Source organism: Leifsonia sp. SIMBA_070 (assembly GCF_046534635.1).
In the GTDB taxonomy this organism is placed as follows: Bacteria; Actinomycetota; Actinomycetes; order Actinomycetales; family Microbacteriaceae; genus Leifsonia.
Window position 1 is genome coordinate 360863 of record NZ_JAWRYK010000001.1, and the last position, 15954, is coordinate 376816.

At 69.5% G+C, this 15954-nt stretch carries 16 protein-coding genes and 1 tRNA gene; 13 read left to right on the top strand and 4 right to left on the bottom strand.

Annotated features, from left to right (window positions below; translation table 11 throughout):
• Positions 1-20: 20 nt before the first annotated feature.
• Positions 21-1130: a substrate-binding domain-containing protein gene (locus SB754_RS01625; RefSeq protein WP_410780611.1), complete on the bottom strand. Its 1110-nt coding sequence runs from the start codon at positions 1128-1130 to the stop codon at positions 21-23.
• Between the two features lie 155 nt (positions 1131-1285).
• Between SB754_RS01625 and SB754_RS01630 the strand changes: the two genes are divergently transcribed.
• The 6 genes from SB754_RS01630 (at position 1286) to SB754_RS01655 (ending at position 7043) form a co-directional block, all read left to right on the top strand.
• A complete protein-coding gene (locus tag SB754_RS01630) occupies positions 1286-2305 on the top strand; it encodes a LacI family DNA-binding transcriptional regulator (RefSeq protein ID WP_410780612.1) in 1020 nt (339 codons plus the stop codon).
• Between the two features lie 75 nt (positions 2306-2380).
• Positions 2381-3694 carry an MFS transporter gene (locus SB754_RS01635; RefSeq protein WP_410780613.1) on the top strand — a complete coding sequence of 438 codons (1314 nt, stop codon included), beginning with the start codon at positions 2381-2383 and terminating at the stop codon, positions 3692-3694.
• A 376-nt stretch (positions 3695-4070) separates the two neighbouring features.
• On the top strand, positions 4071-4517 hold the full coding sequence (locus SB754_RS01640) for a MaoC family dehydratase N-terminal domain-containing protein (protein WP_410780614.1): 447 nt from the start codon (positions 4071-4073) through the stop codon (positions 4515-4517).
• On the top strand, positions 4517-4966 hold the full coding sequence (locus SB754_RS01645) for a MaoC family dehydratase (RefSeq protein ID WP_410780615.1): 450 nt from the start codon (positions 4517-4519) through the stop codon (positions 4964-4966). Before SB754_RS01640 ends, SB754_RS01645 begins: the two co-directional genes overlap by 1 nt.
• Positions 4963-6102: a UDP-N-acetylmuramate dehydrogenase gene (locus tag SB754_RS01650; RefSeq protein WP_410780616.1), complete on the top strand. Its 1140-nt coding sequence runs from the start codon at positions 4963-4965 to the stop codon at positions 6100-6102. Before SB754_RS01645 ends, SB754_RS01650 begins: the two co-directional genes overlap by 4 nt.
• Before the next feature lie 122 nt (positions 6103-6224).
• Entirely contained in the window at positions 6225-7043 is an 819-nt protein-coding gene (locus SB754_RS01655) for a hypothetical protein (RefSeq protein WP_410780617.1), read from the top strand.
• Positions 7044-7079: 36 nt separating this feature from the next.
• Here the strand turns inward: SB754_RS01655 and SB754_RS01660 are convergent, their stop codons facing one another.
• The 3 genes from SB754_RS01660 to SB754_RS01670 all read right to left on the bottom strand — a co-directional run bounded on the left by SB754_RS01660 (position 7080) and on the right by SB754_RS01670 (position 10836).
• On the bottom strand, positions 7080-9170 hold the full coding sequence (locus SB754_RS01660) for a RecQ family ATP-dependent DNA helicase (protein ID WP_410780618.1): 2091 nt from the start codon (positions 9168-9170) through the stop codon (positions 7080-7082).
• 111 nt (positions 9171-9281) lie between these two features.
• A complete protein-coding gene (locus tag SB754_RS01665; RefSeq protein ID WP_410780619.1) occupies positions 9282-9560 on the bottom strand; it encodes a hypothetical protein in 279 nt (92 codons plus the stop codon).
• Positions 9561-9585: 25 nt separating this feature from the next.
• On the bottom strand, positions 9586-10836 hold the full coding sequence (locus SB754_RS01670; protein WP_410780620.1) for a PspC domain-containing protein: 1251 nt from the start codon (positions 10834-10836) through the stop codon (positions 9586-9588).
• Positions 10837-10950: 114 nt separating this feature from the next.
• Here SB754_RS01670 and SB754_RS01675 point away from each other — a divergent pair, with 114 nt between their 5' ends.
• From SB754_RS01675 to rplA, 7 genes are all read left to right on the top strand, one after another.
• Positions 10951-12159, top strand: a complete 1209-nt coding sequence (locus SB754_RS01675) for a PspC domain-containing protein (protein ID WP_410780621.1) — start codon at positions 10951-10953, stop codon at positions 12157-12159.
• Positions 12156-12830 carry a LuxR C-terminal-related transcriptional regulator gene (locus SB754_RS01680; RefSeq protein WP_410780622.1) on the top strand — a complete coding sequence of 225 codons (675 nt, stop codon included), beginning with the start codon at positions 12156-12158 and terminating at the stop codon, positions 12828-12830. The genes SB754_RS01675 and SB754_RS01680 overlap by 4 nt, the downstream gene beginning before the upstream one ends.
• A 200-nt stretch (positions 12831-13030) precedes the next feature.
• Positions 13031-13103 (top strand) — tRNA-Trp (locus SB754_RS01685).
• A 42-nt stretch (positions 13104-13145) separates the two neighbouring features.
• The gene (gene secE, locus SB754_RS01690) at positions 13146-13418 is read left to right on the top strand and encodes a preprotein translocase subunit SecE (protein WP_410780623.1); all 273 of its coding nucleotides are present in this window, start codon (positions 13146-13148) and stop codon (positions 13416-13418) included.
• Between the two features lie 53 nt (positions 13419-13471).
• On the top strand, positions 13472-14395 hold the full coding sequence (gene nusG, locus SB754_RS01695; RefSeq protein WP_410780624.1) for a transcription termination/antitermination protein NusG: 924 nt from the start codon (positions 13472-13474) through the stop codon (positions 14393-14395).
• A 130-nt stretch (positions 14396-14525) separates the two neighbouring features.
• A complete protein-coding gene (gene rplK, locus SB754_RS01700; protein WP_410780625.1) occupies positions 14526-14957 on the top strand; it encodes a 50S ribosomal protein L11 in 432 nt (143 codons plus the stop codon).
• 72 nt (positions 14958-15029) lie between these two features.
• A complete protein-coding gene (rplA, locus tag SB754_RS01705) occupies positions 15030-15719 on the top strand; it encodes a 50S ribosomal protein L1 (RefSeq protein ID WP_410780626.1) in 690 nt (229 codons plus the stop codon).
• Positions 15720-15954 lie beyond the last annotated feature (235 nt).

Consider the following 15954-nt stretch of genomic DNA (forward strand, 5'->3'; position numbering starts at 1 on the left):
GGGAGCGCCCTCCCCGTGGATCAGTTCTGCCAGCAGGTCGTGGCGCCCTTAGTGGCGTCCACGCTCTCGAGGCCCGAGACGGCCTTGTTCGTGATCAGGGTGGAACCGGTGTTGAAGAAGTCGAGACCGTCGCTGGTCTTGGGCTTCTCACCGCCCCGAGCGATCTTCGCGATGGCTTCCATGCCGAGCGAGGCCATCTTCGACGGGTACTGCTGCGCGGTGGCCCCGAGGATGCCGTCCTTCACGTATCCGACGCCGGTGCAGCCGCCGTCGATGCTCACGATCGTGACGCTGTCCTGCTTGCCGGCGGCCTTGAGTGCCTGGTACGCGCCATATGCGGCCGGTTCGTTGATCGTGTAGACGACGTTGATGTTCGGGTTCTTGGAGAGCAGGGTCTCCATCGCCGTGCGGCCGCCGTCTTCGGCGCCCTGCGAGGCCTGATGCCCGACGATCTCGTACTGACCGCCCGTGCCGCCGGTGTACGAGCCGCTCGCGTCCTCGCCGCCGTTCTTGCTCTTGTCGCCGACATCGATGCCCATGCCGGAGAGGAACCCGTGGTCGCGGTCGACGTCGACCGAGACGATCTGGTCGGAGAACAGGTCGATCATCGCGATGACGGCCTTCTTGCCGCCCAGCGTGTCCGCCGTCCACTTGCCGATGGACTCGCCTGCAGCGAAGTTGTCGGTCGCGTACGTGATGTCCACGGTGTTGGCGGGGTTCGGGGGCGTGTCCAGTGCGATCACATAGAGGCCGGCGTGGCGCGCCTTGCCGATTTCGTTGTTGACCGCGGGCCCGTTGGGCGTGATCAGGATTCCCTTGTCGCCGCGGGAGATCGCGTTCTCGATCGCTTGGATCTGGGTGTCCGTGTCACCGTCCTTCTTGCCGGCGGCCAGGGTGAGCTTCACGTTGTTCTTCTTCGCGTCCGCTTTGGCGGCGGTCTCCATGGCGACGAAGTACGGGTTGCTGGTGGTCTTGACGATCAGCGAAACGCCGACCTCGTCATTCGGCCCTGCGGTCGAGCCGCCGGCCGAGCCGGACGAGCAGGCGGTCATGGTGGCGGCGACGGCGGCAGCCATTGCGAGTGAGGCGAGGGCGACCTTGCGGGATCGACGCGGGAATCGGGTGGGCATCTTCGGCCCCTTTCTGTCGGAGGGCCTGATGCCCTGACAACGGTGTCATCGGCCATGATGACATACCCGGGAACATTTCGCTACACTCGTTCACACGGCGGAGATGGGGCGTAATGACATCGTTATCGGGCGTTGGACCAAGCGCGGCCCGGCGAGTGACGATCCGCGACGTCGCCCGCGAGGCGGGCGTCGGTATCAAGACCGTGTCCCGCGTCATCAACAACGAACCCAATGTGGCGCCGGCCACGGGGGAGCGCGTACGTGCCGTCATCGCACAGTTGCAGTGGGAGCCGGACAGCCTCGCCAGCAACCTGCGACGGGTGCATGCCCGCACCAAGTCGATCGGGCTGCTGCTCGGAAGCGTGGACAATCCGTTCGCCGCGACGATTCACCGCGCCATCGAGGACGTGGCGGCGCAGCACGGTGTCGCCGTGCTCGCGTCCAGCCTCGACGAAGATCCCGTCCGCGAAGTTTCCGCAGTGGAGAACTTCCTGCGTCGCAAGGTGGACGGGCTCATCCTCACCTGCTCGACCGGCAGCCAGGCGTACCTCTCCGAGATCCTTCCGGAGAAGGTCCCCGTCGTCTTCATCGACCGGGAGCCATCCGACTACATCGCAGACGTGGTGCGCTCGGACAACTTCGGCGGGGCGGCGATGGGCACCCGTCATCTCCTCGGCCGCGGCCACCGCCGGATCGCGGGGATCTTCGACAAGACCGGAATCTGGACCGCGCAGCAGCGCAAAGCCGGCTTCCTCAGCGCCCTCGACGAGTTCGAGGTGGACGAAGGTCTGCGCACCGTCGTCGATGACGTCACGACCTCGGCGGCGGCCGAAACGGTCGTGCAGAACCTCCTCAGCTCGCCGCGACCGCCGACGGCGATCTTCAGCAGCCAGAACCTGATCACGGTCGGCGTCGTCCGCGCCCTCCGCAAGCTGGGCCGCCAGCACGAGGTCGCCGTGGTCGGCTTCGACGAGATCGAGCTGGGAGACCTCCTCGATCCCGGCATCACGGTCATCGCGCAGCATCCTGCGCGAATCGGGACGATCGCCGCCGAGCGGATGTTCCAGCGGCTCGAGAACCGCACCTCGGACGCGGTTCACGAGGCTGCAGACCTGGTCTCGAACGTGGACCTCGTCATCCGCGGCTCGGGAGAGATCGCGCCTCCGCTCCTGTAGGTCATTGCCATGCCTGCCTGATCGGGTCCATCATGCCCGCGTGACGAGTCGGGACGAGCCGATCGGTCGCGGGACATGAATCCGGCGGCTCGTCGAGTGCAGCGCGTCTACCTGACCCTGATGCTCGGCAACACGCTTGCCGCGTCGTTGATCTGGGGTATCAATACGCTCTTCCTGCTCGACGCGGGGCTGTCGAACTTCGAGGCATTCGCTGCGAACGCGTTCTTCACCGCCGGCATGGTCGTCTTCGAAATCCCGACGGGTGTCGTCGCCGACACGGTCGGACGGAAAGCGTCGTATCTGCTGGGCACGATCACCCTGTCGGTGACGACCGGCTTGTACTGGATGCTGTGGCTCTGGCACGCGCCGTTCGTCTGGTGGGCGATCGTGTCGGCGCTGCTCGGCCTCGGCTTCACGTTCTTCTCCGGCGCGGTGGACGCCTGGCTGGTGGACGCGCTGGCGTTCGCCAAGTACGCGGGGAGTCTCGAGGCCGTGTTCGGCCGGGGCCTGGTCGTCACGGGGATCTCGATGTTCGCCGGATCGGTTCTCGGCGGCATCATCGCCCAGGCGACCAATCTCGGTGTGCCGTTCCTGTTGAGGGCGGGTGTGCTCGTGGTCATGCTGGTGTTCGCCGCCATCGTGATGAAAGACCTGGGCTTCACGCCCGACCACTCGATGCGCCCGGTCGCGGCGACCAGGAACGTGCTGAAACAATCGATCGATCACGGGCTGCGCAGACGGTCGGTGAGGTGGGTGATCCTGTCGGCGCCGTTCGCCTCCGGTGTCGGGATCTACGCCTTCTACGCGCTGCAGCCGTACCTGCTCGAGCTCTACGGTGACAAGACGGCGTACTCGATCGCGGGGCTCGCGGCCGCCATCCTCTCGTTGGCGCAGATCGCGGGTGGCGTGCTCTCCGCGCGCGTCCGGGGGCTGTTCGCGAAGCGCACCACGACGGTGATCGGGGCATCGCTGGTGAGCATCCTGATTCTCGTGGCACTCGGGCTGACCAGCCTGTTCTGGTTGGCGGTCGTCTTCCTGGTGATCTGGGGTTTCGTGTTCGCGGTGGCCGGTCCGGTTCGTCAGGCCTACCTGAACGACATGATCCCGTCGAAGCAGCGTGCCACCGTGCTGTCGTTCGATTCGCTGTTCGGCAGCCTCGGCGGAGTCTTCATCCAGCCGGCGCTGGGACGTGCGGCCGACCTCTGGGGCTACGGCACGTCGCTGGTCATCGGCGGAGCGGTCGAGCTGATCGGCATCCCGTTCCTGTTCGCCAGCCGGCGCCAGAAGGACCCGGCCGACACCAGGACGCTGCAGACGGACTCGGCGTCGGTCGAGCCGGGGGCTGCAGCGGCGGCCGACCCGGATGCGGCCGGGCCGCGGCCATCGTGAGCTGCGAACTCAGACCTCCGAGCCATCTCCGATTTGCGGCGACCACTCAGATGTCGGTGGTTTCCCCTAAATTGGGGGCTAGGAGAAAAAATCCCCAAAACACAACATGTAGTGGAATGACAATCGTGTCATTCGGGTTATATAGTGGGTGAACACCGCGGGAACGCGGGACACCACGACTTCAAGGGGAGGCCATCATGGACTACGAAAACGACAGCGTTGGCGGCTACTCGGTTCCCGTCGACCCCATGGACTTGCTGCAGTGCGACAGCTGCCAGTAAGGCGCTAGCACCGAGCACGAAGACCCCGGAGGCCCAGGCCTCCGGGGTCTTCTGTCATCCCGGGGCGTGCATCCGCCGGTCGGTAGAATCGTCGGGTGCCAGTGAATCCAGAGCTGCAGGGGCGGGAATTCCCGCCGACCCGGCCGTACCTCGTGGGGCGTGAGAAGGTGCGCGAGTTCGCGCGGGCCGTCTTCGCCACCGACCCGACCAGCTACGAGGTGGAGGCTGCGCGCGCCGCCGGCCACCGCGACCTGGTGGCGCCGCCCACGTTCCCCGTCGTGGTGCAGGAGGCCACGCTCGCGCAGCTCCTCGCCGAACCGGACTCGGGCATCGACTTCAGCCGCGTGGTGCACGGCGACCAGCGCTTCAGCTTCAGCCGCCCGGTGTTCGCCGGCGACGAGCTGACCGCGACGCTCCGCGTCACGTCCGTCAAGACGCTCGGGGCGCACTCGATGGTCACCGCCGAGTCCACCATCGTCGACGCGGACGGCGCGCACGTCGTCACCGCCACCTCCACCCTGGTCGTTCGAGGAGACGAGTGATGGCCACGACTGACACCAACCCGGGCAGCACGCCCGACTTCGACGCTCTCGCCGTCGGCGACGTGGTCGCCGAGCGCACCGTCGAGCTGAGCCGCGACTCGCTCGTCCGCTACGCGGGCGCCTCCGGTGACTTCAACCCCATCCACTACCGCGACGACATTGCGACGTCGGTCGGGCTCCCCGGCGTGATCGCCCACGGGATGCTGACGATGGGGCTGGCCGTCCAGCCCGTCGTCGACTGGGCCGGCGACCCGGCGCTGGTCGCCGACTACCAGGTGCGCTTCACGCGCCCGGTCGTCGTCGACCCGTCCGAGGGCGCGACGGTGACCGTGACGGCGAAGGTGGGGCAGCTGGATGCGGAGGCGCGCGTCGCCCGCATCGACCTGACCACGACCTTCGGCGGCGAGACCGTGCTCGGCAAGGCGCAGGTCCGCGTCCGGTTCGCATGACCGACGTCACCCCGGCCCTCGCCGAGCTCACGACGATCCGCGTCGGCGGAGCGCCGGCGGCGTTCGTCGCTGCGGACGACCGCGAAGGACTCGTCCAGGCGGTCCGTGATGCCATCGCGTCCGGCGAGGAGTGGTTCGTCCTAGGCGGAGGATCGAACCTGGTCGCGAGCGACGAGGGCTTCGACGGGACCGTCGTCCACGTCCGGACGCGCGGCGTCGAGCGGCTCCCCTCGCCGGTCGGCCGCGTGCGCATCCGGGTGCAGGCGGGTGAGCCGTGGGACGACCTGGTGGCGCTGACGGTGCGCAACGGGTGGACGGGCGTCGAGGCGCTCTCCGGCATCCCCGGATCCACCGGAGCCGCACCGGTGCAGAACATCGGGGCGTACGGGCAGGAGCTGGAGTCGTCGCTGGTCGGCGTCGAGTTCTTCGACGAGCAGACCGGCGAGGTGGTGTACCTGGGGCGCGCGGAGCTCGGGCTCGGGTACCGCACGTCCGTCCTCAAGCGCGGGCGGCGCGGGGTCGTGCTGTCCGTGGACCTCGAGCTGGACGACAGCTCGGCCACCGACGGAGTAGGGGCGCCGTTGAGCGCGCCCGTCGCGTACGGCCAGCTCGCGGACGCTCTGGCGGTGCCTCTCGGATCCCGCGTACCCGTCGCCGAGCTGCGCCGGGCCGTGCTGGCGTTGCGTTCGTCCAAGGGCATGGTCCTCGACCCGACGGACCCGGACTCCGTCAGCTCCGGCTCGTTCTTCACGAATCCGATCGTGTCGGAGGGCTTCGCCCGCTCGCTCCCGGCCAACGCTCCGCGGTGGCCACAGGAGCCGCAGGAACCGGATGCCGTGATCGGGCTGCCGCCCGGCGGTGTCCATCCGCTCGATGTCCCGCCGCTCGCGACCGCCGAGTACACGGTGAAGCTCAGCGCGGCCTGGCTCATCGAGAATGCGGGGATCCGCCGAGGCTTCGCGCTGCCGGGGTCGGGCGCCGCGATCTCGTCCAAGCACACGCTCGCCATCGTGAACCGGGGGAGCGCGACGGCTGCGGATGTCCTGCAACTCGCCGAGTTCATCCAGTCCCGGGTGCAGGCTGAGTTCGGCGTGGTGCTGCAGCCGGAGCCGGTCATGCTCGGCGTCGCGCTCTGACGGCGGATGCGCAGCCGCCATGGGGTGGACGCCCCGCGAACTCTGAGAGTATTCTCACGCCCGGCTCCCTAGGCTGAGTCCACCGCGGCGCGCTGGCGTCGACGTGGAGTGAAGGGGACGACATGGGATTCCTTGACCGCCTGCTCGGACGGGAAGAGCCGAAGGGGACCGGTGGCGGACCGCAGAACGCCGCATACCCGCCGGCGCCACCCGCGGCGCCGGGACCGCAGGCCAACGGCCCCGCCCGCAGCGACGACGAGATCGCCGTGGAGCGCTACCGCTACCTGCTGCGCACAGCGCCGCCCGAGACCATCGAGCAGGTGCACGAGGAGGCGTTCGCGAAGCTCAGCCCGGAGCAGCGACGACTGCTCTTCCAGCAGCTCAGTGAGAGCGCGCCGACGGGGGAGCAGCCGCGTGGCGACGACCCGCGATCGCTCGCGCAGTCGGCGACGCGCTCCGAACTGCGGCAGCCGGGGACGCTCGAGCGAGCGCTCGGCGGCGGGCGTGGCATCGGCGTCGGCGGCGCCGGCGGGATGGGATTCGGCAGCATGTTCGCGAGTTCGCTGTTGGGCAGCGTCGCGGGTTACGTCATCGGCTCGGCGCTCGTCAGCGCCTTCCTGCCTTCGCCGTGGGACAACCAGGCGGACGGCGGCGGCGACCAAGGCGGCGACAACCAGAACGCGAACGACCAGGGCGGCGACAACGGCAGCGGCGACAGCTCGGGCGACAGCGGTTCCGGTGATGGCGGTACGGGCGACGGCGGCGCCGGCGACGGATCGGTTCAGGCCGCCGGCTGGGACGGCGGTGGCGACACCTCGGGCACCGATTCCGGCTGGGGCGGCGACCAGGGCGGAGGCGACTGGGGCGGTGGCGGTGACTGGGGCGGCTTCGGCGGCGGCGATTTCGGCGGAGGCGATTTCGGCGGAGGCGACTTCATCTGATGCGCGGGTGGGCGGGAGCACAGCGCATGCTTCCGCTCAGCTCCGCGCCGCCGCTGCGAACGGCAGCACAGCCGCGGCGCCCGCACGCAGCAGTTCCTGTCCGGCGACGGTGATCGTCCAGCGGCTGTCCACCAGATCGTCGACCAGCAGCACCGGAGCGCCGGGCGGCAGTTCCAGCCCCTCCGCCGAGAAGCGGTCCCACACGGATGCCAGGCGGAACGCGCTGTTCCCTCCCGGCTGGCCGGACGGGGGTCCGCCCCGCCAGGCGAGCGTTCCGGCGTACGGCAGCCGTCCGACCGACGCAAGGCCGCGGGCGAGCGACTCGATGAACTGGGGCCGACGCCGGGAGGGCAGCGCGACGACCGCGCCGGGGCGCGCCTGCCAGTCCCATTGGGCCAGCACGCGGACGCAGGCATCGAGAACGGCCGGAGGGATCGGCTGGTCCGGAGCTCCGTCTGCGAGGAGCTCTCGAAGGCGGCCGCCCCATCCCAGGTCGGTGAGCCGCGCCAGGGCCCGGCCCGTCTGAAGCTGCTGCTCCGGCTTGAGCTTGCCCTTCACCCCGACGCCGAGCCGGTCCGCTCCTGTCGGCCACAGCTTGCGCGGCTCGATCTCTACCCCCACCCGGTCGAGCAAGGACCCGACCTCGCCGGCGGTAGCGCCATCGACCTCGGCCGGATACCAGACGCCGGCGCAGTTGTCGCAGCGTCCGCACGGCCCGGCGGCCGGATCGTCGAGTGCGCGCTGGAGGAACTCCATCCGGCACCCGGTCGTCGACTCGTAATCGAGCATGGATCGCTGCTCGGCCTCCCGAGCTGCGGCGATCCGCGTGTACCGCTCCTCGTCGTACCGCCACGGCACGCCGGTCGCCACCCAACCGCCGCTCACCCGACGTACGGCGCCGTCGACGTCGAGGACTTTCAGCAGGAGCTCGAGGGTGGACGCGCGCAGGTCGACGCGGCTCTCGAGCACGCGGGTGGATTGCGGTTCGGCTCCCAGCGCCTCCAGCACCGCCGTCGCCTTCTCGTGCGAGGGCATCGACGCCGTGGCGAAATACTGCCAGATCGCCTGGTCCTCCGGGCCCGGGAGGAGCAGCACGTCGGCGTTCTCGGTCGCGCGGCCGGCTCGCCCGACCTGCTGGTAGTAGGCCACGGGCGAGGACGGCGCGCCGAGGTGCACGACGAACCCGAGGTCGGGCTTGTCGAACCCCATTCCGAGCGCGCTCGTGGCGACCAGGACCTTGACCTCGTTGCGCTTGAGCCGACCCTCCAGATCCTCCCGCTCGGCCGTGTCGGTCTGGCCGGTGTACGCATGGGCTTCGTGGCCCGCACGGCGCAGCACCCGCGCGGTGTCCTCCGCTGCCGACACCGTCAGCGTGTACACGATGCCGCTGCCGGGGAGGTCGTTCAGGTGACCGGCCAGCCAGGCGAGCCGGGTGGTCGCGTCGGGAAGCGGCAGGACGCCCAGGCGCAGCGATCGGCGCGCCAGCGGGCCTCGGATGGTCAGCACCTCGGCTTCGCGGCCGGCCCCGAGCTGTTCGACGACGTCGGCGACCACGCGTTCGTTCGCCGTCGCGGTGGTCGCCAGGACGGGCACGCCGTCGGGCAGCAGCGCGATGAGGTCGCGCAGCCGGCGGTAGTCGGGGCGGAAGTCGTGACCCCAGTCGGAGATGCAGTGCGCTTCGTCGACGACCAGCAGACCGCTGCGTTCGACGAGTGCCGGGAGCTGGGTGTCGCGGAACTCGGGATTGTTCAGCCGTTCGGGAGACACGAGAAGGACGTCGACCGAGTCGTCGCGCAGACGCGCCGCCACGTCCTCCCACTCGTGCCGGTTGGCGGAGTTGATCGTCACCGCCCGCACGCCCGCACGCTCGGCCGCGGAGACCTGGTCGCGCATCAGGGCCAGGAGAGGGGAGACGAGGATCGTCGGGCCGGCTCCTCGCGCCCTCAGCAGCATGGTGGCGACGAAGTAGACCGCAGACTTGCCCCACCCCGTCCGTTGCACGACGAGCGCCCGGCGGTGGTCGTCGACGAGTGCGCTGATCGCCTCGAACTGCCCGTCGTGGAACTCCGCCTCCGGTCGCCCGACCAGGGCGCGGAGTCGGAGGAGGGCATCGTTCGTGGTGGTCATGAAGACATCGTCTCAGGGACGCCCGACGTGCGAGCGGCGATGCGGACATCTGTGGAGACAGAGGTCCGCATCGCCGCTGTGGACGAAAACGCTGTGGACGAAACGCGAGCGCTATCCCCGGGGCACGACGCGGCGCCGCTGCGAGGCGCGAAGGCCGCCCAGCAGCGCCGACACGACGATGACGAGGCCGAGGACGGCCGCCGCCAGCGCCCAGGCGGATCCGGGCGTCAGCGAGGCCAGCCAACTGCCGGCCGCGTCCGCCCGCTCTGCGGAGGACACGATCCACAGCGTGACGGCGGCGAAGACGGTGAGGAGTGCTCCCCACACCACCCCTCCCCAGCGGATCGGCGCCGGCGCTGCGGACGAGGTGGGAATCTGCTGCTCGGACATCTCAGGTCTCCTGTTCGTTCTGTTCTCAGTGCTGCAGGAGGACCGGCGGGCCCTCCGCGGTGATCCGGAACCCGGCGACGCCGTCACCGGCCAGGATGAGCGCCGCGACGGTCAGCACCGCGAGCAGGATCCCCAGGAAGATGAGGAAGCCGCTGCGTCGGCGGGCGAATCCGGCGACGAGGACGACCACTCCGACGACGAGCGTGGCCGCGGCGAGGCCTGCCGCCGTGGTGAAGCGGGCGACATCGGTCAATTGCGGCCAGAGGATGGCCACCAGCGAGCCGGCCACGAGTGCGAGCCCGACCGCGAGCCAGCCGATGGCGGCTCCCACTCGCGGGTTCGCGGCGCGATAGGCCTCCCGGCGTGCGGCGGCGTCCGCCGTCGCGACGGCGACCTGGGCGCGCAACTCGGCGGAACGCTGCGCCTTGACCGTGCGCATGTCGGCGGCGAGGCGCTGCTTCCAGGCGGCGTGGTCCGCCCGCCACTGCGCCTGCCGCTGCTGCCAGTCGGCGACCTCCTCGGTGGACGCGCCCTGCTGGGGCGTCGGCGGGGGCGCAGGCTCTGACGCGACGTCGAGCTGGACGGTCTCCGCGGTCCCGGCCGGATCGGGGACCGTGGTCGCCCCTGGCGCGCCGGCAGCACCAGCAGCGTCAGCAGGGGCAGCGTCAGCAGGAGCAGCAGTACCGGCAGGAGGCGCGGTCGCCGACGGCGTAGCGGCCCCCGCCTCCCACACACCCGGTGCCGTCCGTCCGGTCGCACGTGCGTCCGAATTCCGCACCGCCACGACGATCAGCGCCACCACGGCGCCGATCACCACGAGCGTCCACACCAGCCGCCCGACCAGGTCGCCCCAGGCGGAGACGTCCCAGAACGCTCCGTGCGCCCACCAGAACCCGCTCGTCCAGGGGAGCAGCGATAGCAGCAGCATCACGCCGATCGCCACGACCGGCGGTTCGAAGTCGCCCTCGAACAGGCTCTGCAGGTGGATGCGGCCGTCGCGGTCCGGAAGAAGGGCCCAGGCCGCCGCATAGAGCAGCAGCACCGGAGCGCCGAGGATGCCGGCGACGACCACGATCCCTCGCACGATCAGCGGGTCGATGCCCAGCCGGTACGCGATCCCGGCGCACACGCCACCGAGCCAGCCGTCGGCGCGGACGACGCCGAGGCCGCGCATCCAGTCGAAGAAGCGGGTCCCGCGACCGGAGAAGCCGGTCCGCGGCCCGCCGTACGGATTGCCGGGAGTCCCCACCGGCCGGGTGGATTCGTTCTGTGCCATGGCTCTCATCCTGGCCGGGGCGTCCGGCCGGGGGTATCCGGTGAACCCCTGAGCCGACCCTGATTGCGGCCCTCCACGGGTGCGGGGGCGCTCGGGGTCTGCTTGGATCGTGGCATGTCCTCCACGGCTCCCGCCGGCCCGCGCACGGTCGCCGGTCGACCTCCGCTCGCGCGCCCGCGCTCGTGCGTGGTGAGCGGGGTGAGCGCCGGGCTGGCCGACCACCTGGGCTGGCCCGTCACCGCGGTGCGCTGGGCATTCGTCGGGGCGTCTCTCCTCGGCGGGGCAGGCGTCCTGCTGTACCTGTGGCTCTGGGCGCTGACGCCGCTGCGGACTCCCTCGCCCGCGGACCCGGCGGAGGGGGTGAGCCGGCGGGTGAACATCCCGTGGGTGCTCGCGGGCGCCGGTGCCACTGCGGGGATCGCCGCGATCGTGCTGGCCGCGGGCGGGGCTCTCGGCGCGGGTTTCGGCGCCTTGATCGCCTGCGCGGCGCTGCTCGTCGTGGCCGTCGCCTGGGAGCAGCTCGCCGACGAGGAGCCCGCCGCCTTCTCCCCGCTCTCGCCGACCGCGTTCCGTCTGTCGTCCGGCGCCTTCCTGGTGGTCGTCGCTCTGGCGCTCGCCGTCACCCAGGATGCCGGAGGCCCCGGCGTGCTGTGGCTCGGCATCCTGATCACGATCCTCGCCGGCGCCGCCGTGCTCGTCGCGCCGTGGGGGCTACGACTCTGGCGGGAGCTCATCTCCGAGCGCACCGCCCGTATCAAGGAGGAGCAGCGCGCCGAGATGGCGGCGCACCTGCACGACTCCGTTCTCCAGACGCTCGCCCTCATCCAGAACCGGGCCGGCGCGTCGAGCGAGGTGGGCCGGATCGCCCGCGCCCAGGAGCGGGAGCTGCGGGAGTGGCTGTACGCCGACGCCGCGGCGGTGACCGGGGACCGGGAGCGCGACGTGAGCGGCGAGCTGCGGGAGGTGGCCGCGGCCCTCGAGATCGACCACGCCGTCCACTTCGATGTGGTCGCCGTGGGCGAGCCCGTGAGCGACGCGCCCTCCGAACTGGGCGCCGCGGCACGGGAGGCCATGCTGAACGCCGCGCGCCACGCCGGCGGGGAGGTCTCCGTCTACATCGAGCACGGCGAGGGCCACGTCGACGTGTTCGTCCGCGACCGGGGGCACGGTTTCGACGTCGCCGCCCTTCCCGAGGGGCGCCTCGGCGTCAGAGAATCGATCATCGGGCGGATGCGCCGCGCGGGCGGTCAGGCGACCGTCGCCGCGCGCGACACCGGCACCGAGATCCAGCTGAGCATCGACCTTCCGAGCGAGACGACATGACCGAACCCACCGACAGCCCCTCACCCGTCACGGTGGTGGTCGTGGACGACCACTCCATCTTCCGCTCCGGGCTGCGCGCCGACCTCGACGAGCGGCTGCACGTGCTCGGTGAGGCCGCCGACGTGGATGCCGCGGTCGCCGTCATCCTGGAGACGCGCCCGGATGTGGTCCTGCTCGACGTGCACCTGCCCGGCGGCGCGGGAGGCGGGGGTGCGGAGGTGATCCGCCGCGTGCTGGACGGCGGCGCCTCCAGCCGATTCCTCGCTCTCAGCGTCTCCGACGCCGCAGAGGATGTGGTGGGCGTCATCCGCGCGGGAGCCCGCGGCTACCTCACCAAGGGCAGCTCGGGCCGGCAGGTGAGCGATGCGGTGCTCGCGGTGGCCGGCGGCGACGCCGTGTTCTCGCCGCGGCTCGCCGGTTTCGTCCTGGACGCCTTCGGCGCCGCCTCGGGAGAGCAGGCCGAGTCGACCGACGAGCTGGACCGGCTCTCGGCCCGCGAGCGGGAGGTCATGCGGCTGATCGCCCGCGGCTACGCGTACAAAGAGGTGGCGGCCGAGCTGTTCATCTCGATCAAGACCGTCGAGACCCATGTGTCGGCGGTTCTGCGCAAGCTGCAGCTGTCCTCCCGGCACGAGCTGACGGCCTGGGCACTGGAGCGGAAGCTCCTCTGATCGACCGCTTTGCGGGCGACTGCCGCCGTCCCGTACACTTGACGCGGTGGTTGAATCTGCCAAGCTTTTCTGCGCCCTTTTTTCCAGGTGCGGCGACGGCAGAAGTGCCGCGTCGGCCCCGGGCATCCGCAGCACGTTCGGATGTTCGATCGGCTAGCCTGGATGAGATGGCGACGTGAGGTCTTGCGATTCGCTTTCCTAGGGCGGTAGCTCAATTGGCAGAGCAGCGGTCTCCAAAACCGCAGGTTGCAGGTTCGATTCCTGTCCGCCCTGCAAGTCGGCACTCTGGTGCCGATCCACGAAAGGTGTAACGAGGTGGCCCGAAAGGTAATCGACGAGCCGAGCGAGGAGATCGTCGCGAACGCGAGGAAGGATCGCGCCGAGCGGCGCAACCCCTTCGCGCGGATCGCCCTGTTCATCCGGCAGGTCATCGGCGAGCTCAAGAAGGTCGTCACGCCGACCCGCAAAGAGCTGTTCAGCTACACCGGCGTCGTGCTCGTTTTCGTGATCATCATGATGGCTCTTGTGTCCCTCCTTGACTGGGTGTTCGGCATGGGTGTCGTCTGGGTCTTCGGAAATCCGAAGTAGACGACGTCGATCGGGCCGCACGGGCCCTCCCGACAAGAAATGGAATGAATTCAGTGTCTGAGACGAATCGCGACGACGTGGACTGGGCCCCCGCTGCCGAGCAGTCCTCCGAAGACGACGAGGCGCAGACCGGCAACGTCCTCGCGAGCGAGGACGAGGCGTCCGACTCCGCCGAGCACGAGGCCCTGCACGTCGTCGCCGACGACGGCACCGAGGTCGACCTCGACGCGGTGCTGGATGCGATGGCGGAGGCGGTCGACCCCGAGGCCGACCGCGTGGTCGAAGAGGCCCTCGAGGTCGATGACGCCGACGAGGCCGAGGCGGCCGCAGAGGCCGTCGAGGGCGAGGAGGAGGACGCGGTCGCCGATCCGTACGAGGCGTTCCGCACCGAGCTGCGCTCCAAGATCGGCAAGTGGTACGTCATCCACTCGTACGCGGGCTTCGAGCGCCGCGTGAAGTCCAACATCGAGAACCGCATGGTCTCGATGAACATGGAGGACTACATCTACGAGGTGCAGGTCCCCATGGAGGACGTGGTCGAGATCAAGAACGGCCAGCGCAAGATGGTCAACCGCGTGCGCATCCCCGGCTACGTGCTGGTCCGCATGGACCTCAACGAGGACAGCTGGTCGGTCGTCCGCCACACGCCCGGTGTCACCGGCTTCGTGGGCAACGCGCACAACCCGACGCCGCTCCGCTTCGAGGAGGCCTTCTCGATGCTGAAGAGCCTCGTGCAGATCGAGGCAGCGCCGGCCAAGGGCGCCGCGAAGGGCCAGAAGGCCGCTGCGCGCGTCATTCCCGCCGAGGTCGACTTCGAGATCGGCGAGACCATCACCATCAAGGAGGGCTCGTTCGCGGGCCTGCCTGGTTCGATCAGCGAGATCAAGCCGGAGAGCGGCAAGCTCACCGTGCTCGTGTCGCTGTTCGAGCGGGAGACGCCGGTCGAGCTCAGCTTCGACCAGGTCACGAAGCTCTAGGGAACATCCAGAGCCTCCGGACTGTTTCCCCCCGAGGATTTCAATTCACCGGGTCTCGGAAGGGCCGAGAAACCGGGAGAGCGAGACGGCTGCGGCCTGACCCGCTCGAATACACAAAGAAGGAAGAGACATGGCACCGAAGAAGAAGGTCACCGGTCTGATCAAGCTTCAGATCAACGCCGGCGCTGCCAACCCGGCCCCGCCGATCGGCCCGGCCCTGGGTCAGCACGGCGTGAACATCATGGAGTTCTGCAAGGCGTACAACGCGGCCACCGAGTCGCAGCGCGGCAACGTCATCCCGGTCGAGATCACCGTGTACGAGGACCGCTCGTTCACGTTCGTCCTGAAGACCCCGCCCGCGGCCGAGCTGATCAAGAAGGCCGCCGGCGTCCCCAAGGGCTCCGGCGTCCCGCACACCACCAAGGTCGGCAAGCTGACCCAGGAGCAGGTGCGCCAGATCGCCGAGCAGAAGATGGTCGACCTCAACGCCAACGACATCGACGGGGCGTCGAAGATCATCGCAGGCACCGCCCGTTCGATGGGCATCACGGTCGAGGCGTAAGCCTGACCCCCTCAAGACATCTCGTGGAAGAGCCGGCCAGGCTCGCACCACATTCTCGTTAGGAGAAATCTCATGGCACAGAAGTCCAAGGCCTACCGGGCCGCGGCCGAGAAGATCGAGGCCGGAAAGTTCTACACCCCCGCCGAGGCCGTCGCCCTGGCGAAGGAGACCGGCTCCGCCAAGTTCAACTCGACCGTCGAGGTCGCGCTGAAGCTCGGCGTCGACCCGCGCAAGGCGGACCAGATGGTCCGCGGTACCGTCATTCTTCCTCACGGTACGGGTAAGACCGCCCGCGTCATCGTGTTCGCCACCGGCCCCGCAGCCGAGGCGGCCATCGCGGCCGGTGCAGACGAGGTCGGCGGCGCCGACCTCATCGAGAAGGTCGCCGGTGGCTACACCGACTTCGACTCGGCCGTCTCCACCCCGGAGCTCATGGGCCAGGTCGGCCGTCTCGGAAAGGTGCTGGGCCCGCGTGGCCTGATGCCGAACCCGAAGACCGGCACCGTCACGCCGGACGTGGCCAAGGCCGTGTCCGACATCAAGGGCGGAAAGATCGAGTTCCGCGTCGACAAGCACGCCAACGTGCACTTCGTCGTGGGCAAGGCGGGCTTCACCGCCGAGCAGCTGAACGACAACATCTCGACCGCCCTCGAGGAGGTCGTGCGTCTCAAGCCGTCCGCCGCGAAGGGTCGCTACATCCAGAAGGGCGCCGTGTCGACCACGTTCGGCCCGGGCATCCCGCTGGACGTCAACGCCATCTGAGTTCGCTCCGCGAACATCCCCGAAGGGTCGGGACCGCTCGTCGGTCCCGGCCCTTCCGGCGTTTTCCAGTGCCGCCGGGATATTTGCGCGATGAGAATTCTTCATCCTGGGCAACGGACGCAACAGAAGGTTCTACCCCCTCTTGTGGTGGTAGAAGACGCAGGTTTAGGGTCGCTTCTGTCGCGCGTCGCGCGGCGGCTCACTGTCGAGTCCGTCCGAATCGAAGGATGACATC